Origin of the sequence: Anaerocolumna aminovalerica, assembly GCF_900115365.1 — a bacterium.
Classification (GTDB): Bacteria; Bacillota; Clostridia; order Lachnospirales; family Lachnospiraceae; genus Anaerocolumna; species Anaerocolumna aminovalerica.
The window spans coordinates 133,901-158,989 of sequence record NZ_FOWD01000005.1 but is presented as its reverse complement, the minus strand read 5'-3'; the positions used below and the strand labels follow the sequence as shown (position 1 = coordinate 158,989).

The window sequence follows — 25,089 nt, the reverse complement described above, 5'->3', positions numbered from 1 at the left end:
TATAAAAGGACATGTAGATATTATCTGCAAGATAATCTACATGTCCTTTTATAATTTTAAACCTTATATTATTGTAATATTATATTAATAACTACAAGGTAAAGCGTCCAATTGGAATATAATGGGATTATTCTTCGTCATCTTCCTCATCATCGAACATTTCATCAAACTCTTCACTGTCCATTAATTCATCGAAAGCATCAGAAACTGCTTCAAACTCATCATCATTCTCAATATTAAGTAGTTCGATTTCTTCGTTTTCATGCTCTATGAATTGGTATAAGAAGATTTCTCCCTCTTCATCATCATCTTCATTATCAACAGGTACAAGTGCAATATAATCTTTATCTTCAACTGGGAAGATGCAAAGAACTGCACATTCTAATTCGGTACCGTCATCAAGTGTTAATGTTACATTCATCTGATCATGTTCATGTTCGTGATCGTGTCCACAACCGCATCCGCATCCGTGTTCGCTCATAAATACCTCTCTTTCATACCCATTTACAGAATTCTGTATGGGCTTTATAAATATTAAAACAATAAGAATAGGATAACCAAATTCTATTATTTCTAACAATTTGACTTTAACAGATTTACTGCAAAAAAGCAAGGTAATTCTAGCCATATTAATTATTTAAATTTATCTTAAAATTTACAAAAAGTGATTGACTTTATATTTAAATAGAATAAAATATACAATAGATTGTGGTGAGACAAAGGTGTTATATACAAGCATTTTAGCCACAATAAATAATATTTATATTAAAAGAAGTATTTCAAGTTAAGAGAGGAGAACTTCAGTGGTTACAACCAATGCTAGGGATAGCAGACCAAGAGAAAATCTAGGAAGACAGTCTAGATCGAATGAGAATTACGTGCCAAAAACAAGTCGTCAGAATGGAAGTAATAAAGAAGCTTCTGTTCAGGAAAAAAGAGAAAGTAAGCCTTCCGGCCGAACATCCTTTGGAGGAAGTTCCTTAGGTGGGAAATCCCCAAATAGGAAATCTCTAGAAGGAGAAAAATCCGGTAAAACAGGGGGCTACAACAAAAACAGAGAATTTAGGAATAATCCCTTTAACAAAGATGATGATTACGAAAACGACAAAAATTATGGCAGAGGTAACCAACGTGCGGAATCCAGATCAAAATCTGGTCAAGCGAAAGAAAGAGAGCAACAGCCTGATAAATTTGAGACACTAAAAAGATTAGAAAATGAGAAAAAAATCAAGCAGAAAAAGCTGGATCAGGAATTCGGCAGTAAATCGGAGAAGCCAAATAAACCTTTGGTAAAGCATAGGAGAACCAATAACATTGACTGGACAAAAGGATATGAAAAAGGGCTCTTTGATGATGATGATGAAATCTATACAGAATATTTATAAGAAAAGTTGATCGGTATAGTTTATTTATTTCTATATGAATGGTAAAATAAAGATAGATTGAATTAAAATTATTATACATGATCAATATAACATAGAATAAGAAGGTATCTAATTGGCACACCATTTGGATACCTTTTTTCGTAGGAAGAGATGCAATTATGGAAAAGGATAAGAATGAAATTAAAATATCAGTAAGATCTCTGGTAGAGTTTGTTCTAAAATCCGGTGATTTGGATAATAGAACCGGAGGCAGAAGAGATACCGAGGCAATGCAGGAAGGAAGCAGAATTCATCGAAAGATACAAAAAAGGATGGGTTCTAATTACAGTGCAGAATTTCCTCTGAGCATTACAGTGCCAATTAAGAGGGATGAGCTGGAATTCGAAATAACCGTAGAAGGAAGGGCAGATGGAATTATCAGCTTACCGGAAGAAAATCCATCGGTTGTAATTGATGAAATCAAGGGTGTATATATGGAGTTAAGCCATTTAGAAGCACCTGTTCCGGTACACCGTGCCCAAGCTATGTGTTATGCATACATTTATGCAAAAAAGCAAATCCACAATACCATCGGAATCCGAATGACCTACTGCAATATGGAAACGGAGAATATCCGGTATTTTGAAGAGTCTTTTTCTATAGAAGATTTAGAAGCCTGGTTTCAAAAGGTAATAGAGGAATATGGAAAATGGGCTGCCTGGCAGTATAATTGGTCCTTATATAGAAACAAAAGCATTAAAGAAATGGAATTTCCCTTTGAATACCGTCCGGGGCAAAAGAAATTGGTAGCTGATGTTTACAGAACGATTATACGGGATAAACGGCTATTTATAGAAGCACCTACCGGAGTTGGAAAAACAATTTCTACTGTATTTCCTACCGTGAAAGCAATGGGAGAGGGATTTGTTACTAAGGTATTCTATCTGACTGCCAAAACCATAACAAGAACGGTAGCAGAAGAAACTTTTCAGTTACTTGTAAAAAAAGGACTGCATTTAAAGTCCGTTACCATTACTGCAAAAGAAAAAATATGCATACTGGATAAACCGGATTGTAACCCTGTTGCCTGTCCAAGAGCAAAAGGGCATTATGACCGGGTTAACGATGCAGTATTTGATTTATTAAATAATGAAAATGAAATTTCCAGAGAATTGATTCAGAAATATGCAGAAAAACATATGGTTTGTCCTTTTGAAATGTCTTTAGATGTAACCCTTTGGTCGGACAGTATAATATGTGATTATAACTATGTATTTGATCCAAATGTATATCTGCGGAAATTTTTTCTAAATGAGAAAAAGAATGATTATGTTTTTTTAATTGATGAAGCACATAATCTGGTTGAGCGGGCACGAGAAATGTATAGTGCCGTTCTCTACAAAAAACAATTTATGACAGTAAAAAATTTAATAAAAGCAGTAAGCAAAAAATTAGAAAAAAGGCTGCAAACTTGTAATGAAGACCTTCTGAAATTAAAACGGGAATGTGATAACTGTAATGTTATTGAAAATATTACTGATTTTGTTCTTCATTTACTCCGTCTAATGACAGAGTATGATGAGTTTTTACAGGAGAATCCTAATATTGAGGGTAAGGATGAGATTCTTCAGCTCTATATGGATATCAGACATTTCTTAAATATTTATGATATTTATAATGAGAAATACCTTACCTATACTGATTATGATGAACAAGGAGAATTCAGAATCAAATTACTATGTATGGACCCTTCCTGGAATCTAAATAAGTGTTTAGAGAGAGGAAAAAGTGCAGTATTCTTTTCTGCTACCTTATTGCCCATACATTATTATAAGGAACAGTTAGGAGGAAGAGAAGAAGATTATGCAGTTTATGCGCCTTCGCCTTTTCATACGGACAACAGGCTGCTCATGATTGGAAGGGATGTAAGTACCAAATATACAAGGCGTAATGAAGCAGAATATAAGAAAATATATGAGTATATATATTCGTTTACCAGTGCCAAAAAAGGAAATTACATGGTTTTCTTTCCTTCTTATCAGATGTTAAACAGCATTGCCCAATTGGCGGAAGGCTCTTTAGAAGGATTGGTCATTCAAAAAAGTTTTATGACAGAATTAGAAAAAGAGGCCTTTTTGGAGGAATTCACCACAGAGCCGGATACAAGCAGAATTGGATTCTGTGTTATGGGGGGTGTCTTCAGTGAAGGAATTGATTTAAAAAGTGACAGGTTAATCGGTGCCGTTATTGTTGGAACAGGTCTGCCTATGGTTGGTAATGAACGGGAACTTTTCCGTAATTATTATGACAGAATCAATGGAAGAGGCTTCGATTATTCCTATCTGTATCAGGGGATGAATAAAGTGCAACAATCTGCCGGACGTGTAATACGAACCATGGAGGATAAAGGTGCCATACTTTTGTTGGATGAACGTTTTGTACAAAAACAATATACAAGTTTGTTCCCCAGAGAGTGGTTTCCTAATATTATGGTTGACATACAATCTATGGAAACAGAGCTGGATTCTTTTTGGAACAAAAAATAATAAGAGGCTGTACAACAGCCTCTTAACATTAAGTCAAAAAATATAGGTAAATAATCTTATTTAATAATCCGTAGTTGTTTTGGGGTACAGGATAGTTTGATTTGATTGAGTTCACCCGGAGCTTCACCGTCAAAATGAACAGAAGCAGGTTTATCCACTGTAATATCTAGAGTTTTACAATCAAAAATTTCGATTCCCTTTAAACCGGTATGTTTGCCAAATAATAAGGTTGGCAGCATGAATAAAATCTTTAACCGGGACAGCCCATGAGCCATACAGACGGAAAGCTTACCATCGTAGGGATTAGCATCAGGAGTAAATTTTAAACCTCCACCTTCATATTTATGTATCATACTTGTTATAAATAAAACTTGCTTATATGATTTGGAAATCTTATTATCAATGATAAGTTCAGCATCCATAAATGGAGTAAATATTAATTCTTTTAAGGTAATCATGATATAAGTCAGTTTTCCAAGTCCAAATTTATTCAATACCTTTTTTAACTTGGAACGGTTGGTTACCACGCATATTTTTGCATCAAAACCTATGCCACAGCTTACTGCGAATTTTCGCTGAAAATCATTTGAATTAACGCAACCGGTATCCACATATTGAAAGCGATTTGGAGTCAGAATGTTTTTAAGACTTTTAATGGGATCTTTGGGAAGACTTAGGCTTCTTGCTAAATCATTACTGGAACCGGAGGGGATATAGCCTAATATTACGTCATCATAATCTCTAATACCGTTTATCACTTCATTCATCGTACCGTCTCCGCCTAAAACAACTATATTTTTAACACCGGAGGAACTATCGCATATTTCCTGAACAATTTCCGACGCATGCAGATTATGTCTTGTAAAATAAGCTGTATATTGTACTTCTAAGGAATCTAATTCGTTTTTTACTAAATACCATATCTTAATTCCATTCCCAGAGCGGGAATTTGGATTTACAATAAAATAATACATAGAAAACTCCATTCTGTTATGGTATAAAAAATATATACTTTCTTTAAATAAATTTTATATGATATCTATAATAAAGTCAATGAATGTTATGCTTAATCAGTTAAAAGTATAATGTAAAACAATAAAGTAATTGGTATAATCCGGAAGCAAGGATAGAACGAGAAAAATAGGGAAGATAGCGGAAATAGGAAGATAGCGGAATAAGGAAGATAGAGAAAGTTAGGAAGATGGCAAAAGCAAGGAAAGGTTCGAAACAATAATAAGTTATCACAACGTATTTGTACCAATCAGTAGAAAGGAATGATGCTATTTGAAAAGAAAAGACAGCAGGCTTATCATACGTATCCTGTCTATTTGTGTATTCTCAGGGTGTATTTTATATATTGCAGATTTTTATTATCAGGGTTACGCTTATCAAAAAAGAAACCAGTCAATTTCTGAAATCATAAAAGAGGAAACAGGTAATTCCAGGCAATTGGCTCAATCAGAAGATACAGAGGAAAGAGATGTAAAGTTAAGTGAAGAAGATAATACCGGTAATGCTCCGGAAGGCTCTCTTAAGCCAGGAACCGGGATATTACCTGAATTTACGGAAGTTTATGAAAAGAATAGGGAGTTTATAGGATGGCTTACCATACCAGATACCATAATTGATTATCCTGTTATGCAAGGAAAGGACAATGAATATTATCTTAACCATGATTTTTATGGTGAGGAAAAAAAACATGGAAGCTTATTTTTGGATTACAAAAATGATGTCTTATTACCTGATAGCAATCTCATTATATATGGCCACAATATGAAAGACGGCACTATGTTTTCCGCTTTAAGAAAATATAAAAATCAGTCTTTTTATGAAGCACATAAAGTAATTTCTTTTCATACCATATATGAAAAAGCTCAGTATGAAATTGTATCTGTTTTCTTATCCAAAGTTTATCTAAAAAATGAAGATACTTTTAAATACTATCAGTTTATTAAAGCATCCAATCAGGAAGAGTTTGATAAATTTTATACCAATATAAAAGAAATGTCTTTATATGACACAGGAAATGAAGCACAGTACGGAGATACTTTCCTAACACTTTCTACCTGTGATTACACCACCGAAGACGGAAGGCTAGTAGTAGTAGCAAAGAAATTACAGGATAAAGAATAGGAGGAAATTCATTCCGCTCTTCATCCTGTAAGGTTTATTCATCCGGCTGTAACAAGATTCTGGTATGTCCGCTTATATCATAATCCAGATTAATTAACTTTTTGCATATCTGAGTGGCTGTTTCGGCCTTCTTTTTATTGCTGACGATAATTCGTTTGGTATCGGCAAGTAACTGGTCCGTGACATAGTTAGAAGACAGAACAACAATATTATCATTATCTACATAGCGTTCAACCAGCATTCCTAACAAATCTCCAATAACAATCCCTTTTCTTGCTTTTTTCTGAAATAAGAATTCCTTTATATTTCCATTAGAACTATGAATGTAAATATCATCTCTTGAAAAGTTATCCATAATTTGTTCTTTTATTCTCTCGTTTATAATGGTGTCCATAATCAGATATGGATGTTCCTCTTCTAACATCTTTTTAGCTTTTTCTATCATAAAAAGATAATCAGGCAATATTTTATAAAATAAGCCTTCTTCAAAATCACAATCTAAAAAAACAACAGGTACATAGTATTTATTGGTTACCTTTTTCAAGGATTTTTCATTAATATCTATAATAAATGCAGCCTCAAGTGAATGCTTGTATTTTATCTCGATATCTTCTAATTCGTGGGTAACAGAAAGAATAGTGTCATAGCCTTCCTTATAGATTTGATCCTGTAATTCACTTGCAAGATCCAAACATTGATATTTCATTAATGAGGAGGCATTTTTATTTAGATTAATAATTATTCCCATCAGGTTACTTCTTTTATTTGCTAAGGACTTGGCAGTCTGATTAGGGACATAGCCTAGTCTTTTTGCTGTTTCAAGAACTTTTATACGTGTGTCATGACTGATTTTTTCCTTTTCAGAATGATTCAGGACATAGGAAACTGTAGCAAGTGACAGATTTAATTCTTTTGCAATGTCTTTCATGGTAACTTTCATTTTCTTCATGAAGCACACCTTACCTTTCCAAATTACTAATATAGGAATATTATAGCATTTTAAACTGGGGTATTCAATGAAAATAGACGGGACCTATAATATGATAAAGTTCTGATGGATATGAAAGGTAATGTATTCCCGGGACATAGCTGGTATTATATATTATTTTGACCCTAAGTTTATAAAATACGGAAATTATTAACTAACTTAACTTGATTATATAAAGTGCCTAGAAATACTATGAAACAAAGGGTTGAAAGAGAATTATTTAACTTAACTTAAATAAGTTTAAGTTAAAACGTAGTATAAATCATACAAAATATACAATGAAATACAAAGAAATGTTATGCAAAATGACTTGACGATATAAATAAAAGGTGCTATAGTAGAATTAAATTAACCGGTTAAGTGTATAAGAAGGAGGACTTTACATGACAAAAAGAAAAAGTTCTGCATTGGTATCTGTTTTTATATGGGGTGGAGGTCAGTTCTTCCTATGCAGACAGAAATTAAAAGGTTTATTCTTTTTCCTGATGCAAGTACTTTTCATTGGAATTGAACTGTTATCCGGATATTGGCTGGAGTATTTTTCAGGGTTATTTTCACCTTTTAGCATAAGACTCCATGGTGGATTTTTTACAAAAGGGTTATGGGGATTTATTACCTTGGGAGAACAAGCCGGTGCTAAGGGAGGAGATCATTCCACCATGCTTATGATTAGAGGGATTATTAGTATTCTGGTTCTCCTGACTTTTATATTTATATATATCTGGAATATAAGAGATGCTTTTAAAGCAGGTAAATGGATTGATGAAGAAGGTGTTTACATTTCCTCAAAAGAGTCTATTAAAAAGACCTATGAGAAATCATTCCCTTACATAATATTGATTCCAATTATTATTTTATTGGTTTTTGTAGTATTTATGCCAATTATATTCTCTTTCTTAACTGCCTTTACTAATTATAACAAAAATCATTTACCCCCTGCCGGTTTAGTTGACTGGGTCGGTTTTAAGAATTTTACCAAGTTGTTTCAGGTACCCATTTGGTCCAATACCTTTTTCTCAGTTTTTCTTTGGACAATAATATGGGCAGTGTGTGCAACGCTTTCCACTTATTTTATAGGAATGTTCCAGGCAGTCTTGCTGAACAGCAAGTATGTAAAGTTTAAGTCCCTATACCGAAGCATTATGATTTTACCTTGGGCAATTCCCCAGTTGATCAGCTTACTGGTTTTTAAAAATCTTCTTAACGGACAATTTGGTCCCCTTGGACAGCTGCTTATAGACCTTGGTTTAACCAAGGAAAGAATTCCTTTTCTTACGGATCCTTTATTAGCAAAGATAACGGTTATTCTGGTTAACCTTTGGATGGGCTTTCCTATGTTCATGATTATGATTCAGGGTATTTTGTCTAATATTGATAAAGGGCTTTACGAAGCGGCGGAAATGGATGGTGCCAGTTCCTTTCAGGTATTTAGAAAGATTACATTTCCTTTGGTGTTTAAAGCCACGGGTCCTTTGCTTGTTATGAATCTGGCAGGTAATTTTAATGGTTTTGGCGCTATTTATTTCTTAACTGAAGGAGGACCGGTAAATCCTAAATATCAATTGGCAGGAGATACTGATATTTTAATATCCTGGATCTATAAGCTGACTTTAGATCATCAGATTTATGATATGGCAGCAGTTATGTGTATAATTTTATTTATTATAATTGGCGGGGTTTCTTTCTGGAATTTCAAAAGAACCAACGCATTTAAGGAGGTGTGATCCGGATGAAGAAGCGTTTAAAAGCAATACTTATAAATCTGGAATTAATGGTTACATCCTTAATTGTAATTATTCCGGTAATCTGGATCGTTATGTCATCTTTTAACAATGGAACAGGTCTTGCAACTTCCTCCTTGATTCCTAAGAAGCTAACTCTGGATAATTATAGAAGACTCTTTCAGGAAACCAACTATGTGACATGGTTTAAGAATACCATTTCCATTGCAGTGGTGAATGCATTTGTGTCAGTTATATTGATTTTGATTACAGCATGGGTAGTATCCAGATTTAAATTTAAAGGAAGAAAAACCGGCTTAATGGCTATGCTGATTCTATCCATGTTTCCAAGTTTTTTATCAATGACTGCTATTTATACATTATTCATTACCCTAGGATTAAATAAAACTCCGCTGTCCCTGGTACTTGTATATGCAGCCGGAGCTATTCCCTACAATGTTTGGCTGGTTAAAGGGTATTTGGACGGAGTACCCATCTCTTTAGATGAAGCGGCTTACATAGACGGAAGTTCAAAAATAAATACTTTCTTAAAGATTATTATACCTATGTCAAAGCCTATTATTGTTTACTGTGCAGTATCCCAATTTATGATGCCCTGGATGGATTACATATTGCCCAATCTTTTGTTTACAGGAGAATCTACTAAGACACTTGCAGTTGGCCTGTATTCCATGATATCCGGAAAAGAAAACTCCCACTTTACAACATTTGCTGCCGGAACAGTACTAATTGCAATACCTATAACCATATTATATTTAATTTTTCAGAAATATCTGGTGGAGGGTATCTCCGCAGGAGCTAACAAGGGATAAGCATAGAAAATGTATTTGAAACAAGTATTATATAATTTTAATAATAGTCAGGAGGATGTATATGTTAAGAAAAAGAACACTTTCTGCTTTACTGGCAGTACTTTTTGTACTCTCACTTACCGGATGTAAGAAAGAGATACCGATTGATAATACAACTGTTGTAACAGATAAAGAAACAAAAGAAAACTCTGATAAGGAAGGCTCATTACAGAATACCCAGCTGGAAGAACAAAATCTAGTTCCGGAAGAAGGTGCTAAACTTACCTACTGGACCGGTGATGTTGAGTTTGGTGAAGCGGTTGGAAAGAAATTTGAAGAAAAATACGGTGTTCCTGTAACCGTAGAGGAAGTAGGACTTGGTGCCATTGATAAGATAGCATTAAGCGGTCCTGCCGGAACTGGCGCAGATGTATTTATGAGTCCTCATGACTCCTTTCAACACGGTGTTGCTTCAGGCTTATTTTTAGAATTAGAAGAACCTGTTGTAACCAATATAAAGGAACGTGTCAATGAAGTTGGTGTAGAAACCGTTACGGCGGAGGGAAAAGTTTATGGAGTTCCGATCTCTCTTGAAACCACCTGCCTGTTCTATAATAAGGACATCGTTGGAGAAAAGCCTGCGGCTGCTTTAGAAGAAATTATGGAAAAAGCAAAAGAATTCAATGATTCTGCTAATAATGAATTTTATTTTCTGGCCACCATAGGAGATGGCTATAAAATCTATCCTATGCTAAGTTCCTATGGATTTAGTTTGTTTGGTGAAGGTGGTAAAGACGAAAATAATCCTGGATTTGATACAGATGAATTCGAAAAAGGTCTGGAGTTAGTTAGCAGTTTACATGAAATTATGCCAATTAATGCTATTGATCTTGGAAATGTAAGTTTTTTAAAAAGCCGGTTTATGGAAGGTAAAGTTGCTTACGAAATATCCGGGCCCTGGGATATTGCAGAATTCAAAAAGAGCGGTGTGAATTTTGGTGTAACGGTTCTTCCTACCTTTAACGGTAGAGTGCTGACTCCTTTTGCCGGTGTACAGAATGCCCATGTATCAGCATTTACAGACTACCCAATAGCCGCGCAGCTGTTTGCGGAGTATCTGGTCAGCGACGAAGCGGCAAGCTTGTTATATGAAGTAGCCAACAAAATACCAACTTTAAAAGATATAAGCAATATAAGGGGCCTGTCTGAAGATGAATATATAAAACCTTTCGTGGAACAGTTTGCGAACTCCTTTCCAATGCCTTCTGTACAAAGAATCTCTTATTATTGGACTATTTCCGCAAGCGTATGCCAGGCTGTATTTGATGGGCAGTTAACACCAGAGGAGGGCAGGCAAAAAGCAGTAAGTGACTGGAATACCATGTTAACCACCGAATAATTGAGTTGGAACTTGAAAGAAAGAGTACAAAGACATAAAGAAGGAGACAAGATGAACTTACAAGCAATCTGTCATATACCAAAGAGCAATTATGCTTACCCATATAAAGAAAATGAATTACATATCAGACTGAGAACTGCTAAAGATGATGTGGATCAAGTTGAAATAATCCATGGTATAAAATACGATTGGAAAAACAACGAGAGACATGTAATGAAAAAAATCTTAACAGATGAGTTCTATGATTATTACCAATATAACATTATCTGCGAAGATAGCAGAATCGGTTATTATTTTGGGCTTACAAAAGGGGAAAAAAAGCTGTATTATACCGAATTGGGATTTGCAGATAAATTTAATGATGATTTTGCATATTGTTATTTTTTCCAATATCCTTATATTAATAAGGTGGATGTCCATAAGGAGCCTTCCTGGGTACAAGAAGCAATTTTTTATCAGATTTTTGTAGAAAGATTTTTTAATGGAGATGTAAAGAATTCTCCTCCAGATTTAACGCCCTGGGATGCAGACCCTGACCCAAAAAGTTTTTACGGTGGGGATTTGAAAGGTATTATAGATAAACTGGATTATTTAAAAGATCTTGGGATTAATGGAATCTATCTTACCCCGATCTTTCAATCACCATCTAACCACAAATACGATACTGTGAATTACTTTGAGATTGATAACTATTTTGGAGATAAAGAAGTATTTGGAGAACTGGTACAAAGAGCACATGATAGAGGAATTCGAATCGTTCTGGATGCAGTTTTTAATCACTGCAGTAATTTATTTGAACCTTTTCTGGATGCTGTAGAAAAGGGTAGAGAATCGAAATATTGGGAATGGTTCTTTATTGAGGATTACCCGGTAAAAATGGATCCTCCTAATTATAAAACCTTTGGACATGTGGCGTATATGCCTAAGCTAAATACCGCAAACCCTGAGTTAAAGGAATATTTATTGTCTGCCATCCGCTATTGGACCACAGAATATAACATTGACGGTTGGAGGCTTGACGTATCCGACGAAATCGACCACCTATTCTGGAGAGATTTCAGAAGGGTAGTAAAGGAAATCAATGAAGAAGCTGTGATTATCGGTGAAAACTGGCATAATGCACTTCCGTGGCTAATGGGTGACCAATTTGACAGTGTTATGAATTATCAGGTAACCAAGCTGAGTCAGGATTTCTTTGCAAGAAGTGAAATATCTGCAAGATCCTTTGAAAAGGGACTAAGCAGCCTTTTAATCCGGTATCCGGATCAAGTTAACGAAGCAATGCTTAATCTGCTGGACAGTCATGACACAGAACGCTTCCTTTATACCTGCCAGGGAAGAAAAGAAAAACTAAAGAATGCAGCGGCATTTCTCTTCGGATATATTGGTATGCCATGCACTTATTATGGCACCGAAATAGGAATGACAGGCAACTATGATCCGGGCTGCAGGAAAGGATTTGACTGGAATCAGGAACATTGGGATATGGAGCTTTATCAATATTATAAAAAACTAATATCCATTCGAAAAAAAGAGAAAGCCTTACAATATGGAGATATTACATTTTTGAGTACGGATTCCTTATTCGTAATGAAAAGGGAATATAACAAGGAATGCATTTACATTCTAATTAATCAGAGGGAAGATGTAGCAGACTATAACCTTCCTAAAAGTTCTTTTGAATATAATTATGTAAAAGAGTTACTAAGCGAGTCTGAATGGAAGCTGGAGCAGGGAACTTTAAGAATACAGATTCCGGCATTTACAGCCTTCTACATAAAGCTTGCTGAAAAATAAAAAAGAAAGAAGGTATTATTATGTTAAAAAGGTTTAAAAAAGCAGCAACTATTTTACTTGCAGCTATGGTCCTGATGGTGGGATTAAGAGGAACCACAGTAAAAGCAGCCGGTGACACCGTTGTAATTCATGTAAAGAATAATGCCGGTTGGGATTCCATGAATGTTTACAATTGGGGAGATGCAGGAGAAACAGCAGGAGTATGGCCGGGAACCGCTATGAAAGAAGAAGGAGATGGCTGGTATACCCATACATTACCAGCAGAAGCAGATTTAAATCTAGTATTTAGTACAGCTAATGGAACTCCACAATCCAATAACGTAGATGGGGTATCAAAATCCATTGGTGAATGCTGGATTGTTGTAGGCGGTGAAGGAGAAGAAAATGACCTTGGTGTAAAAGGTGCTCAGGCCGTATTATACGAAAAACCGGAAGAAGGTTGGCCTGTGGCAGCGGCTGGTGAAGCAGCCGAAGCAGTAAAAGACGAAACTCCTGCTACTGGCGACGTATCTTCCATTATGCCGGTTGCTATGGCAGGCTTGGGAGCATTAGGGGTTATGGTGGCTACATTTAGGAAGAAAAAGGATAACTAGTCAAGATAGGACGCTTTGCCTGCTGTAGGGTATTCAGACCTTAGAAAGTAGGAGAGGCTATGTACTTCATGTTCCATAGGTAAATCCGATAGTTCTAATACTATAGTAATCGCTTAAAGCATATATAAAAATTGCGAACTCCTCGGCTTCGCCTCGTCAAACATCACAATTTTTATATATTGGCGCAATTCCTATAGTATAAGAACCATAACGAATTTGCCAAAGTCACATGAAATACATAGCCTCTCCTACTTTCTAAGGTCGATTTAGGCTTATGAGGGGCAAAGCTGTATATGGAAATTAACAGATGAAAATTTAATATTAATTTTGTGGAAAATAAAATTTATTACGGTTCGTTCTTTATTCATATTCAAAAAGTAACTAATAATAGTTAAGTATGATTATCATTTTGATTTGTAATAACCATCTTCTAAAAGTGTATACTAGAAGCGTCACAGATTCCTTGATTATTAATATCATTATTACGTAATGTTCTTTATACTGTAAGCCACATTCTAGCATTAATTTATTAGAACTTGGATTTCTTGAATTGTGTCAGAATTCTATACATTTAACCCCGACTTTATCGAATAAAAGGGAATAAAACCCCTATTAGGCAAAAGCGTCCTTACTGAATATCTAACGCACTATCTTATAATAAACCTTTGCCGTCATCACATAAATAATTGCATAAAACACAGCAAAAACCAATAATGTACCAAGTGTACACCATGCAAATAAAGCTACATTAGTCAGGTTCAATAAAGCCAATAATTTAGTAATTACTTTAAAAGCAAAGGCAATATGAATGGCCGCCGTAACAATAGGCAGGAAGAATACGGTCAGTACCTGGCTTCCGATGGATTTCTTTATTTCCCCACGGCTCATACCCACCTTTTGCATAATTTCAAAACGTGATTTATCATCATATCCTTCTGAAATCTGTTTGTAGTATATAATTAATACGGTTGCCATAATGAATAACCCACCAAGGAATATACCAAGGAAGAACAAGCCTCCATATAAGGAGAAGAACCCTTCTTTTGATCCCGCAGCAGATTCAACATAACTATTTTCTAAAGCAGAACTAATATCTTGTGATATTTGAATGGTTTCTTCGTCCTCTGTATTGATATCAAATCCATAAATATAACGGTAATAAGTTACAGATTCATCGGAATTACCCATTTTCTGCCGGTACATTTCTTCTATCTGACCTAGATCATTTGTTATAACATAAAAACTATTGACTATATCTCCTATGTCTGACAGGCGTTCACCTAAAGAGTTATGATGCTCCTTAATATGAAGAGGAGTATCAAATATGGTGAATGTTTCTTGGGTATAGGTTTCACCATTTACGATCAGAAATATTTCATTGTTATCTAATGTATATGAGGTATTATTCATGGCATTATAGTCTTCCAAAGGTATAAAATACAGCATTTTAATATCTGATGATAAAGTATCACCTATTTCATCACCGGTAACAAAGGAGTCTCCTTTTTTTGCTGCACCAAAGCCCAGATTACGGTATTCCAGTATATTTTCTGGTTCTGTACCATGTTGTTCCAATATATTTGAAACAGTATCCTTTACATCCTTTCGATATTCTTCCGTAATATTATAGGAAGTTATTAATAGATTTCTTGAATATCTGGTACGAAGCACATCCTCCATACCAATATACAAAGATACAGTAGTAGACAGCATAACAAGCACAGCTGTTGACAGGATGCATATATTTGCCAGTCCTACGGCATTTTGCTTCATCCTGTACATCATACCGGATACAGTGATAAAATGTTTGGTTTTATAGTAATACTTTTTATTCTTTTTCAGCAGTTTTAAAAGTGCAATGCTTCCTGCTGTAAAAAGGCAATAGGTGCCGATAATCACTAATATAACTGCAATAAGGAACATATATAAGGCGGCTATAGGAGATTCCGTAGTAATAGCAATTATATAGCCTCCTGCAAGTGCAGCTAAACCAATTAAAGTAAGCAGCCATTTGGTTTTTGGCTCTTTTTCTCCAACTTGTCCCCCTTTTAGAAGTTCGATTGGTTTAGTCAAATGGATTTGTCTAAGATTATTAATAAAAGTTAATAAAAATATACCTGCAAATAAAATTAGAGTTTTATAAACAGCCGTAAATGATATGGCATATCCCATTGGAACTTCAAACTTTAATAATTTAAGCAAAAGCATATACATAAGTTTGGATAGAACAATACCTCCAAGAAGACCAAGGATTATGCTAATGAAAGATACATAGACAGTTTCAAAAAACATAACTCGGGATATATGCTTCTTTTCCATACCAAGAATATTAAATAGACCAAATTCCTTTTTACGTCTCTTTATTAAAAAACTATTGGTATAGAATAAAAATATGAGTGAAAATAAACCTATTACAAAAGATCCCATAGCCAGTATCGTTTTTAAGCTGTCACCACCTGACATGCTGTTCAGTCCGTCATCTAAAGATATGGTCTTCAAAATGTAATACATCATGACCGTACCGATACTTGTTAAAATATAAGGTACATAGGTTTGGTAATTCTTTTTAATATTAGTAGCGGCAAGTTTTGGATAAAATAATTTACTCATTTCTTGCACCGCCTGTCGCTATCATAGTAAGGGTATCGGAAATCTTCTGATACATTGCCTCATTGTCCATGGATGCCTTATACAGCTGATGGAATACCTGGCCATCTTTAATAAACAGTATCCGTTTTGCATGGCTGGCAGCTTTGATACTATGAGTTACCATTAGGATAGTCTGGCCTTCATCGTTGATTTCATTAAATAAGTGGAGTAATCCGTCAGCAGCACGGGAATCCAGTGCACCGGTAGGCTCATCGGCAAGAACAAGCTGAGGGCCTGTAATTAATGCTCTGGCAACGGCAGCTCTTTGCTTCTGTCCTCCGGATACTTCATAAGGGTATTTGCCAAGAATATCACTGATTCCTAGCTTTGCTGCAATTGGTCTTAAACGGCTGTTCATTTCTTCGTAAGTTTTACCGGAAAGAACCAAAGGTAAAAATATATTATCCTGCAATGAAAAGGTGTCTAATAAGTTAAAATCCTGAAATACGAAACCTAAATTATCACGTCTGAATGCAGATATCTCTTTTTCGCTGATAGAAACAATACTTTTTCCGTTTAATAGTACCTCGCCGCTGGTGGGCTTATCAAGGGAAGCAAGAATATTCAGTAATGTGGTTTTACCGGAACCGGACTCTCCCATAATTGCTACATATTCTCCTTTTTCTACTGTAAAAGATACATCAGATAAAGCCTGAACATGATTTCCCCCAAAGCGGGTTGTATAGATTTTCTTTACATTATTTACTTCTAAAATTGACATGTTATAACCTCCTTGAATTTGTCATGTTCAGTATACTAAGAAAGGAAATGAGCAGCCATAACTTTGACTTACATTTCCTAAATGAATCTTACATTTTTGTAAGATTAAATTATTAAACTTAATTCGATTATAAAACCTTCAAAATATCAGACAGAAAAGCTAAGGGTATTTACGTCCTTGGATATATAGGTTATTGAGCTGATTTTTTGGGGGATTTACCAAGTTAAAATTATTCAAATAATATATTAACGTGATCCAGACAAATTTTAACCTTTGTACCTTTCCCAACCTGAGACTGAATCTCTATGGTATGTGATAAATTTTTTACTATCCGCTTACACAAATACAATCCAATTCCAGTGGATTTTTTATCGGCATGTCCATTATAGCCGGTATATCCTTTTTCAAAGACCCGGGGTAAATCTTCCGGTGCTATGCCTATGCCGGTATCTTCAATAACCAGGGTTTTGCTATCCGTATTCTCCATATAAATAGATATACTGCCTTCTTTCGTATATTTTAAAGCGTTAGACAGGAGCTGCTCAATTACAAATACCAGCCATTTTTCATCCGTTAATACCTGACAATTCAGTTCTGTGTAATTCAGACTGATTTTGTGACCTATAAACATCTTGGCATATTTGCGGACTGCTTGCCGAACAATCTCGTCAAGATCCCATTTTTTAAATATGAAATCAGAAGAGTAACTGTTTAGGCGCAGATATTGAAGGACCATTTCCACATATTGTTCAATCTTAAACAGTTCCAATGAAAGTTCTGAGTTCTGAGTATTTTCTTCGGATTGCAGAAGAAGCCTCATAGCAGAAATAGGTGTTTTAATCTGGTGAACCCACAAAGTGTAATAATCAATCAGGTCATTTCTTGCAGCATCTGCCTCAGAAACAAGGGATGTTTTATCAATAAAAAGAATCTTAATTAATTCCTGGTAGTCTTTTTCTAACAAAGACTTAGCTCGAGGGAGATCATCTATGTTTAGTGTAACCTGATTTTGCAATTGAAGCAGTAATTCATGCTTTCTATAATAATGTATAAAATCCGCCATAAAAAAGATTATGCTGATTATCATACATAAAAAAGCAGCGTACAAAACCGGTTCCACCGGCAGATTATAAAGAAATAAAACGACTATAAATATGATGCCAAATAATATAAAAGTAATAAAAGTTTTTATATGCTGACGGATATAAGTTAAAAACAAGGTTGGAGTGTTTACATCCATTTAATGCCCATCCCTTTCTAATTATTCAATTATATAGCCAATACCTTTTCTGGTTAATATAAAGTCAGTTAAACCAATAGATTCAAGCTTTTTACGAATTCTTGTCATATTAACAGTCAGGGTATTATCATCTATATAATCATCCGTTTCCCATAGTTTCGTCATAATGGAATCCCTGCTTACGATTTTACCCTTATTCTCCATGAGAATTTGTAAAATACGGTTATCATTCTTTGTTAGATCAATTTTTTCACCGTTATAAGTTAAGGTAGCATCGCTGGTATCCAGAATAGCTCCTTTGTGTTCAATAAGAGTAGACTGTCCGGCAAAATCATAAGTTCGCCGTAACATTGCCTGTATCTTTGCCATTAGAACAGATAAATCAAATGGCTTGGCTATAAAATCATCTCCACCCATATTCATAGCCATAACAATATTCATATTATCAGAAGCTGAGGAGATGAAAATAATGGGGACTTTAGATACCTTTCTGATTTCACTGCACCAATAGAAGCCATTATAAAAGGGTAAAGAAATATCCAATAGTACTAACTGGGGTTGAAAAGAAACAAATTTTGAAAGAACATCTTTAAAATCAGTCACATATTCTGCTTCATACCCCCATGTCTCCACATGTTTCTTCATTGCTTTTGCAATGATTGTATCATCTTCCACAATTAATATTTTATACAATAGCATACCTCCTAGATTTATTTTAATATGATGTAAAATGTAACTAAAAACTTGTTTCTCAACCTAACCTCGATTCTGGCACTTAGTACCTTTTAAATATTATATTCCATAATAAACCCTCAAGCAAGCATTGGTATTGATTAATAGTTGTGACATTTTTCAGCCAAACAATATGACAAATGTAACTTGTTAATGGGTAGGTGATAAAGTATGATACATATAGAAACAATAATAAAAAAATAGCATTTGGGAGGTTTTAATATATGAGAAACAAAATATCGAATGCATTATGGGGAGTATTTTTTATACTAATTGGTATCATAATTGCCGGAAATGCATTTCATCTATGGAAGTTTAATATATTTTTTGATGGATGGTGGACTTTATTCATTATTGTTCCCAGTTTGATTAGTATTTTTCAAAATGGTTTCCGTACTTCATCCCTTATTGTACTGACCATTGGCATACTATTACTGTTATCCATTCAAGACTTTTTTAGCTTTGAAGTCTTTGGAAAATTAATCGTGCCGGTTATCTTCGTATTTATAGGATTAAGCATGATATTTAAGAATTTTTTCCACATAGGAGAAAATAGCAGAAGTAGCAACCCAACATACCAAGGCGGTTCCTCAGAGTATACTGCTGTTTTCTCCGGAAGCAGACATCAGATAGTAGGAGAAAAATTTCTGGGAACAACAATTAATGCAATCTTTGGGGGAGTTGAGCTGGATTTAAGAAATGCCATTATTGATGAGGATATTGTAATCAACGCAACTGCAATATTTGGAGGAATTGATATATTTGTTCCTTCCAACGTAAAAGTAAAAGTATCTAATGTCCCTATCTTCGGAGGAGTTGACAACAAAGCCCCCACAATCGTTGATATGAATGCACCAACTATCTTTATTAACTCAACGTGTATGTTTGGAGGGATGGATATAAAATGAATGAATTTCAAAAAGTAATCAAGTATCTGGCTATGGGATTTGCAATATTCCTTACTGTTACGATAATTGGAGGAATTGCAACGGGTATATTTGCTTTAACTGGTGTATTTAACGGAGTTGCAACAAGGGGAGATGCTGTAGATATTAACAAATCCTTTGATGATATAACAAGTATATCCATAGATCATGGGGTTGGAACTCTTAAAGTTCGAACTGGAGACAGTGATAAGGTGGAAATAATTGCAAAGAATGTAAGTGAATACTATACTATTGAAAAAAGTTTTAATGGGACTCTAACTTTAAAAAATAAAACAAGATATTGGTTCTGGAATTGGTTCGATGGTAACTTTAAATCCGATATAACAGTATATCTACCGGAAGGTTTTGTTGCAGAACGATTCATAATCGATGCAGGAGCCGGTGATGTAAACATTGAAGATCTGGAGACCAAGGAATTAGAGATCAATGGGGGAGCCGGAAATATACGGGGTAATAATATTATTGCCCATACAGTAGATATTGATGGCGGTGTAGGAAATATTAATTTTAAACAGGTTGTATTAAATGACACTACTATCGATTCAGGCCTAGGAAATGTTGATATTGAGGGAACCTTATCAGGAAAAACTGATATAGATTGTGGTGTAGGTAATGTTGACTTGGATTTAAAAGGAACAATCGATGACTACAAAATAAAAGTAGAAAAAGGTCTTGGAAATATCAAGATTAATGGAGAAAAATACTCCAATATAAACTGGAATAGCTTAAATGCAAAAAACTTCATGGATATTGATGGGGGAGTAGGAGACATCAATATAAATTTTGAATAATCTATTAATAATATGAAAAAACTGTCATTCAGAGAACAATTCACGAAGTTGAATTGGAGAGGCATCTAATATGAATATGAGATGCTTCGATAAAGTGTTCTCTGATTGACAGTTTATTATTTTGGGCAGACTCTTAAATTTTTTAAAATTACAAAAAGAATACTATTGCGATTACTGGAAATAAATAATAGAATAATATAAATTGGCTATAAAGAGAATAATAATAATTAATATAGATTTAAGCATACTCAATTTTATTGAAACAAAAATTAAGGGATGGGCGTAATCGTGAAAAAAACGGTATTCATTATTGGAACAGTACTGGTTGTAGGGTTAGGTGCAATTTTTGGAACCATGCTGATAAAAACTATACAGTATACCATCGAGGAAAGTGCTGAAAAAGATCTGGAAAAATCTCAAGATTTATCTTATAAAGAAATCAGTCATATACTACAGGATAAAGCCAATTCTAACCAGAAAACAGATAAGACCTCCAATGGAACCTCCTATTTAGAGGATTCCCATAGGGAAAATTCCGATATGGCGAATTCCATACCGGAATCGGAAAGAAACAGAGTGGGGGAAAAAGAGATTGAATCTTCCCGCGAATTTACAGAAAAAAACATAGAAGACGGATTTTATGCCAATGCAGACGGATTAAGTGCTTCAGGATGGGAAGAGCCAAGCGTGGAGGCGAATTCTTCTCCCAAAATAGCTCTGAATATAAAAAATCCATCTATTTCTATTGATGCAGAAAGTGCTATTCTTATTGATTGTAAAAAAGGGAAGGTGTTGTATCATAAGAACGCTACCACACCGGTTTATCCGGCAAGTACCACTAAACTAATGACTGCCCTTGTTATTTTGGAGCTTTGTAACCTTAATGATACTGTGAAGGTAGGGGAGGAAATTCAATTAATTGCCTCGGATTCCAGTCGTGCTTATCTGCAGGAGGGTGAAAGGCTAACCGTACAAATGCTTCTTGAGGGTATGTTAATACCTTCGGGTAACGATGCGGCGTATGCTTTGGCAGCCCACGGCGGGAGAATTATTTTAAAAGATAAATCGGCAGATGCCAAAAGGGCTGTAAATGCCTTTGTAGATAAAATGAATGAAAAAGTCAAAGAACTTGGTCTAAAAGACACTCATTTTAAGAACCCTGACGGGTATGATGCGGAAGGACAGTATACTACTGCCTATGATATGGGTATAATCTCTCTGGAAGCAATAAAGGTGGATATTATCCGTGAAATAACAGAAAAAGAAAGAGCAAGAAATATATTTTTAAGCGGTGAAGATGTAACTTGGAAGTCAACCAATAAATTAGTTGTAAATGGCAGCGGAGCATTTTATAAATATGCCATTGGCTTAAAAACAGGATCCAGTTCTTTGGCCGGAAGATGTTTGGTATCGGCGGCAGAAAAAGAGGATAAACAATTTATCAGCGTTATCATGAACTCTACTGCGTCCGGAAGATGGGAAGATTCTATAACTTTACTCAAATACGGCATAGAACATTAATTATTGTCTCAGCCTCATGTAAAGGATATTGTCATCATCTTTCTCATGACAATAATAGAAGGTTATGTTATAATAACCAGATAACTAATATGCAAAATCATGCAGTATAGTTAGTTACTGGTAAGTATATAAGGAGGAAAAATCATGGCTAAGAATCTGAAAAGCAGTAAAGAGTTAAGTGAATTAACTGGTTATGAGTTATTGAAAGAAGAAGACCTAGTAGACATTAATAGTTTGGGACTACTCTTTAAACATAAAAAAACCGGCGCCAGAGTTGCCGTAATTACCAATGATGATGATAATAAGGTGTTTTCTATTGGTTTTCGAACACCGCCCTTTAATAGTACTGGTGTACCTCATATTATTGAGCATTCCGTATTATGCGGTTCTAAAAAATTCCCTGCCAAAGATCCCTTTATAGAGTTGACAAAGGGTTCATTAAACACTTTTTTAAACGCAATGACTTATCCGGATAAGACAATATATCCGGTGGCAAGCTGTAACGATAAGGACTTTCAAAATTTGATTCATGTATATCTGGATGCTGTATTTTATCCCAATATCTATCAAAGAGAAGAGATATTTAAGCAGGAAGGATGGCATTACGAATTAGAAAGTGAAGATGGAGAATTAAAATATAATGGTGTTGTTTATAACGAAATGAAAGGTGCTTTTTCTTCGCCGGAACAACTGTTATTTAGAACCATTCAAAATTCTCTGTTTCCGGATAACGCTTACGGAGTAGAATCAGGGGGTGACCCAAAACATATTCCGGAACTGTCCTATGAAGAATTTTTAGATTTTCATAAGAAATACTATCATCCTTCCAATAGTTATATATATTTATACGGAAATATGGAAGTTGAAGAAAAACTAAATTGGATAGACACAGAATATCTACAGCACTTTGATGAGAAGGCTATAGATTCGGAGATTCGTTATCAGCATCCTTTTGGAAGGATAAATGATGTAGAGATGTTTTATCCTTTAAGTGAAAATGAAAGTACGGTTAATAATACGTATCTAAGCTATAATATGTCTATTGGAACCAGTCTTGACAAAGATTTAGGCATGGCTATGCAGATTCTTGATTATGTTCTTCTATCGGCACCGGGAGCACCGTTAAAGCAAGCTCTTTTAGATGCTGGAATTGGTAAGGATGTATTCAGCAGTTATGATAACAATATCTTTCAGCCTACCTTCTCCATTATTGCAAAGAATGCAGAATTGGAGCAAAAAGAATTATTTGCTTCTTTAATACGAACTACACTGGAACAGTTGGTACGTGACGGATTGGATGAAAAGTCCATTAAAGCTGCCATTAACTATTATGAATTTAAATATAGGGAAGCGGATTTCGGACAATTTCCTAAGGGATTAATGTATGGAATTCAAATGTTAAGCAGCTGGTTATATGATGATAACAGGCCCTTTACATTATTAAACGCTAATAAAGTTTTTCAGTTCTTAAAAGATAAAATCGGGACGGACTATTATACTAAGCTAATCGTAGATTATTTATTAAATAATGATCATATTTCATTGGTGACTTTAAAACCACAAGCTGGTTTATCTGCCCGAAGAGAAGAAGAGTTAAGAGAAAAGCTGGCTAATTACAAGGCAGGCTTTACTCAGGAAGAAATCAATAAGATTATTGAAGATACCAAACATTTGAAAGAATATCAGGAAGAACCGTCCTCCAAAGAAGATGTGGAGAAGATACCAATGTTGAGCCGTGAAGATATTGGTGAAAAGGCCCAACCAATCTATAACGATGAAATCGTAATTGACGGAATACCCCTTACTCATCATAATGTATTTACCAATGGTATTGCTTATATGCGTTTGATCTTTGATTTAAGCGGGGTTCCTAAAGAATTAATTCCATATACCGGCCTGCTTTCAACGGTTTTAGGCTATATTGATACAGAACATTATAGCTTTTTAGAACTTGCTAATGAGATTAATATTCATACTGGAGGTATTACATCTGATGTAGCAGCCTATGGCAAGAAGGGAAGTCCTTTGGAATATTTACCTGCCTTTCAGATTGATGTAAAAGTATTATATGACGAAATGGACAATGCCTTTGACTTATTAAAAGAGATAATCAGCTTTACCAATTTAGATGATGAAAAACGCCTTCTTGAAATTATTTCGGAAGTAAAATCCAGACTGCAAATGCGAATAAATTCAGCAGGACATATTGCAGCTGTCAACCGTGCTACGTCATACTTTTCAGAATCTGCCCGCTTTAATGAGGAATGCAGCGGTATATCATATCTAAAGTTTATTGAAAAAATAGAGAAAAATTATAAAGAAGAAGTTGCCGACTTAATTAAAAAGCTTCAAGACTTAATGATTTATATCTTTAGAAAAGAGAATCTGATCATCAGCTTTACTTCTGACGAAGAGGGACTTAAAACATTAACAGGAAAACTTCTGCCTTTTGTAGAGCAATTAAAAAAGGAACCAATAGAGGCTAAAGAAGATCATTTTGAATTACGTAGATTAAATGAAGGATTTAAAACTTCCAGTCAGGTCCAATATGTAGCCCGGACCGGAAACTTCATAAAAGCAGGCTATCAATATACAGGTGCATTAGAAGTTCTAAAGGTAATAATGAGTTATGATTATCTTTGGAATAACATCAGGGTTAAGGGTGGAGCCTATGGCTGCATGTGCGGTTTCTCTAATATCAGCGGTAATGGTTATTTTACTTCATACAGGGATCCGAATATAAAAGAGACTAACGATATTTATGAAAAAGCTTATGAATATGTAAAGAATTTTACTGCAGACGAGAGAGATATGACCAAGTATATTATTGGTACCATCAGTGGAATTGACACACCACGCACACCCCGCATTAAAGGAAATACATCTATGGCAGCCTATTTAACCGGTATGACCATGGAAGATATTCAAAAGCAAAGAGATGAAATCATAAATGTTACTATGGAAGATATCCGGGAACTTTCCGATATCATTAGAGCTATTGTTGATGAGGGTAATATCTGTGTCATTGGAAATGAAAAGAAAATTGAAGAAAATAGAGACTTATTTATAGAAATAAAGACTCTTAGTTAAAAGAAAAGTCTATAAACACTGGTTTTTAAAGCAGGAATTTATAGA

The 25,089-nt window shown here is 34.8% G+C and carries 19 protein-coding genes; 12 read left to right on the top strand and 7 right to left on the bottom strand.

The genetic code is table 11. From position 1 onward, the window contains the following. Positions 1-127 precede the first annotated feature (127 nt). Entirely contained in the window at positions 128-481 is a 354-nt protein-coding gene (locus BM183_RS04735; protein WP_091684858.1) for a DUF1292 domain-containing protein, read from the bottom strand. Positions 482-803: 322 nt separating this feature from the next. Here BM183_RS04735 and BM183_RS04730 point away from each other — a divergent pair, with 322 nt between their 5' ends. Together BM183_RS04730 and BM183_RS04725 are read left to right on the top strand one after the other, a co-directional pair. Continuing rightward, positions 804-1,385 (top strand): hypothetical protein, encoded by a 582-nt coding sequence (locus tag BM183_RS04730; RefSeq protein ID WP_091684824.1) that lies wholly within the window; start codon positions 804-806, stop codon positions 1,383-1,385. 158 nt (positions 1,386-1,543) lie between these two features. Then, positions 1,544-3,910, top strand: coding sequence for an ATP-dependent DNA helicase (locus BM183_RS04725; protein WP_091684822.1), 2,367 nt, complete (start codon positions 1,544-1,546; stop codon positions 3,908-3,910). Between the two features lie 56 nt (positions 3,911-3,966). Here BM183_RS04725 and BM183_RS04720 read toward each other — a convergent pair whose 3' ends face one another. Further along, complete coding sequence (locus tag BM183_RS04720) at positions 3,967-4,884, bottom strand: diacylglycerol/lipid kinase family protein (protein WP_170847891.1); 918 nt, start codon at positions 4,882-4,884, stop codon at positions 3,967-3,969. Positions 4,885-5,194: 310 nt separating this feature from the next. On the opposite strand from BM183_RS04720, the gene srtB reads away from it, so the two are divergent. Next, a complete protein-coding gene (srtB, locus tag BM183_RS04715; RefSeq protein ID WP_091684819.1) occupies positions 5,195-6,043 on the top strand; it encodes a class B sortase in 849 nt (282 codons plus the stop codon). Positions 6,044-6,077: 34 nt separating this feature from the next. Here srtB and BM183_RS04710 read toward each other — a convergent pair whose 3' ends face one another. Beyond that, positions 6,078-6,992: a LacI family DNA-binding transcriptional regulator gene (locus tag BM183_RS04710; protein WP_091684818.1), complete on the bottom strand. Its 915-nt coding sequence runs from the start codon at positions 6,990-6,992 to the stop codon at positions 6,078-6,080. 422 nt (positions 6,993-7,414) lie between these two features. On the opposite strand from BM183_RS04710, the gene BM183_RS04705 reads away from it, so the two are divergent. The 5 genes from BM183_RS04705 (at position 7,415) to BM183_RS04685 (ending at position 13,353) form a co-directional block, all read left to right on the top strand. Next, positions 7,415-8,755: a carbohydrate ABC transporter permease gene (locus BM183_RS04705; RefSeq protein ID WP_091684816.1), complete on the top strand. Its 1,341-nt coding sequence runs from the start codon at positions 7,415-7,417 to the stop codon at positions 8,753-8,755. 5 nt (positions 8,756-8,760) lie between these two features. Beyond that, positions 8,761-9,585, top strand: coding sequence for a sugar ABC transporter permease (locus tag BM183_RS04700; RefSeq protein ID WP_091684814.1), 825 nt, complete (start codon positions 8,761-8,763; stop codon positions 9,583-9,585). A 61-nt stretch (positions 9,586-9,646) separates the two neighbouring features. Then, entirely contained in the window at positions 9,647-10,963 is a 1,317-nt protein-coding gene (locus tag BM183_RS04695; protein ID WP_091684812.1) for a sugar ABC transporter substrate-binding protein, read from the top strand. 51 nt (positions 10,964-11,014) lie between these two features. Continuing rightward, positions 11,015-12,760 carry a glycoside hydrolase family 13 protein gene (locus BM183_RS04690; protein ID WP_091684810.1) on the top strand — a complete coding sequence of 582 codons (1,746 nt, stop codon included), beginning with the start codon at positions 11,015-11,017 and terminating at the stop codon, positions 12,758-12,760. A gap of 20 nt (positions 12,761-12,780) precedes the next feature. Continuing rightward, the gene (locus tag BM183_RS04685) at positions 12,781-13,353 is read left to right on the top strand and encodes a starch-binding protein (RefSeq protein WP_091684809.1); all 573 of its coding nucleotides are present in this window, start codon (positions 12,781-12,783) and stop codon (positions 13,351-13,353) included. A gap of 639 nt (positions 13,354-13,992) precedes the next feature. Here the strand turns inward: BM183_RS04685 and BM183_RS04680 are convergent. The 4 genes from BM183_RS04680 to BM183_RS04665 all read right to left on the bottom strand — a co-directional run bounded on the left by BM183_RS04680 (position 13,993) and on the right by BM183_RS04665 (position 18,656). Then, a complete protein-coding gene (locus tag BM183_RS04680) occupies positions 13,993-15,963 on the bottom strand; it encodes an ABC transporter permease (RefSeq protein WP_091684807.1) in 1,971 nt (656 codons plus the stop codon). After that, a complete protein-coding gene (locus BM183_RS04675; protein ID WP_091684806.1) occupies positions 15,956-16,723 on the bottom strand; it encodes an ABC transporter ATP-binding protein in 768 nt (255 codons plus the stop codon). Before BM183_RS04675 ends, BM183_RS04680 begins: the two co-directional genes overlap by 8 nt. A gap of 229 nt (positions 16,724-16,952) precedes the next feature. Next, on the bottom strand, positions 16,953-17,963 hold the full coding sequence (locus BM183_RS04670) for a sensor histidine kinase (protein WP_091684804.1): 1,011 nt from the start codon (positions 17,961-17,963) through the stop codon (positions 16,953-16,955). A 21-nt stretch (positions 17,964-17,984) separates the two neighbouring features. Continuing rightward, positions 17,985-18,656, bottom strand: coding sequence for a response regulator transcription factor (locus tag BM183_RS04665; RefSeq protein ID WP_091684802.1), 672 nt, complete (start codon positions 18,654-18,656; stop codon positions 17,985-17,987). Positions 18,657-18,919: 263 nt separating this feature from the next. Between BM183_RS04665 and BM183_RS04660 the strand changes: the two genes are divergently transcribed. The 4 genes from BM183_RS04660 to BM183_RS04645 all read left to right on the top strand — a co-directional run bounded on the left by BM183_RS04660 (position 18,920) and on the right by BM183_RS04645 (position 25,044). Then, the gene (locus tag BM183_RS04660; RefSeq protein WP_091684801.1) at positions 18,920-19,603 is read left to right on the top strand and encodes a LiaF transmembrane domain-containing protein; all 684 of its coding nucleotides are present in this window, start codon (positions 18,920-18,922) and stop codon (positions 19,601-19,603) included. Beyond that, on the top strand, positions 19,600-20,433 hold the full coding sequence (locus BM183_RS04655) for a DUF4097 family beta strand repeat-containing protein (RefSeq protein WP_091684799.1): 834 nt from the start codon (positions 19,600-19,602) through the stop codon (positions 20,431-20,433). The genes BM183_RS04660 and BM183_RS04655 overlap by 4 nt, the downstream gene beginning before the upstream one ends. Positions 20,434-20,721: 288 nt before the next feature. Then, positions 20,722-21,954: a D-alanyl-D-alanine carboxypeptidase family protein gene (locus BM183_RS04650; protein ID WP_170847890.1), complete on the top strand. Its 1,233-nt coding sequence runs from the start codon at positions 20,722-20,724 to the stop codon at positions 21,952-21,954. A gap of 144 nt (positions 21,955-22,098) precedes the next feature. Further along, complete coding sequence (locus BM183_RS04645; protein WP_091684796.1) at positions 22,099-25,044, top strand: insulinase family protein; 2,946 nt, start codon at positions 22,099-22,101, stop codon at positions 25,042-25,044. Positions 25,045-25,089: the final 45 nt, after the last annotated feature.

Excerpts from the sequence above, each read along its gene's own strand:
- BM183_RS04735 (WP_091684858.1), bottom strand. The coding sequence starts at position 481 with ATGAGCGAACACGGATGCGGATGCGGTTGTGGACACGATCACGAACAT.
- BM183_RS04685 (WP_091684809.1), top strand. The coding sequence starts at position 12,781 with ATGTTAAAAAGGTTTAAAAAAGCAGCAACTATTTTACTTGCAGCTATG.
- BM183_RS04690 (WP_091684810.1), top strand. The coding sequence starts at position 11,015 with ATGAACTTACAAGCAATCTGTCATATACCAAAGAGCAATTATGCTTAC.
- BM183_RS04680 (WP_091684807.1), bottom strand. The coding sequence starts at position 15,963 with ATGAGTAAATTATTTTATCCAAAACTTGCCGCTACTAATATTAAAAAG.
- BM183_RS04725 (WP_091684822.1), top strand. The coding sequence starts at position 1,544 with ATGGAAAAGGATAAGAATGAAATTAAAATATCAGTAAGATCTCTGGTA.
- BM183_RS04705 (WP_091684816.1), top strand. The coding sequence starts at position 7,415 with ATGACAAAAAGAAAAAGTTCTGCATTGGTATCTGTTTTTATATGGGGT.
- BM183_RS04695 (WP_091684812.1), top strand. The coding sequence starts at position 9,647 with ATGTTAAGAAAAAGAACACTTTCTGCTTTACTGGCAGTACTTTTTGTA.
- BM183_RS04710 (WP_091684818.1), bottom strand. The coding sequence starts at position 6,992 with ATGAAGAAAATGAAAGTTACCATGAAAGACATTGCAAAAGAATTAAAT.
- BM183_RS04655 (WP_091684799.1), top strand. The coding sequence starts at position 19,600 with ATGAATGAATTTCAAAAAGTAATCAAGTATCTGGCTATGGGATTTGCA.
- BM183_RS04720 (WP_170847891.1), bottom strand. The coding sequence starts at position 4,884 with ATGTATTATTTTATTGTAAATCCAAATTCCCGCTCTGGGAATGGAATT.
- BM183_RS04700 (WP_091684814.1), top strand. The coding sequence starts at position 8,761 with ATGAAGAAGCGTTTAAAAGCAATACTTATAAATCTGGAATTAATGGTT.
- BM183_RS04660 (WP_091684801.1), top strand. The coding sequence starts at position 18,920 with ATGAGAAACAAAATATCGAATGCATTATGGGGAGTATTTTTTATACTA.
- BM183_RS04675 (WP_091684806.1), bottom strand. The coding sequence starts at position 16,723 with ATGTCAATTTTAGAAGTAAATAATGTAAAGAAAATCTATACAACCCGC.
- BM183_RS04645 (WP_091684796.1), top strand. The coding sequence starts at position 22,099 with ATGGCTAAGAATCTGAAAAGCAGTAAAGAGTTAAGTGAATTAACTGGT.
- BM183_RS04670 (WP_091684804.1), bottom strand. The coding sequence starts at position 17,963 with ATGGATGTAAACACTCCAACCTTGTTTTTAACTTATATCCGTCAGCAT.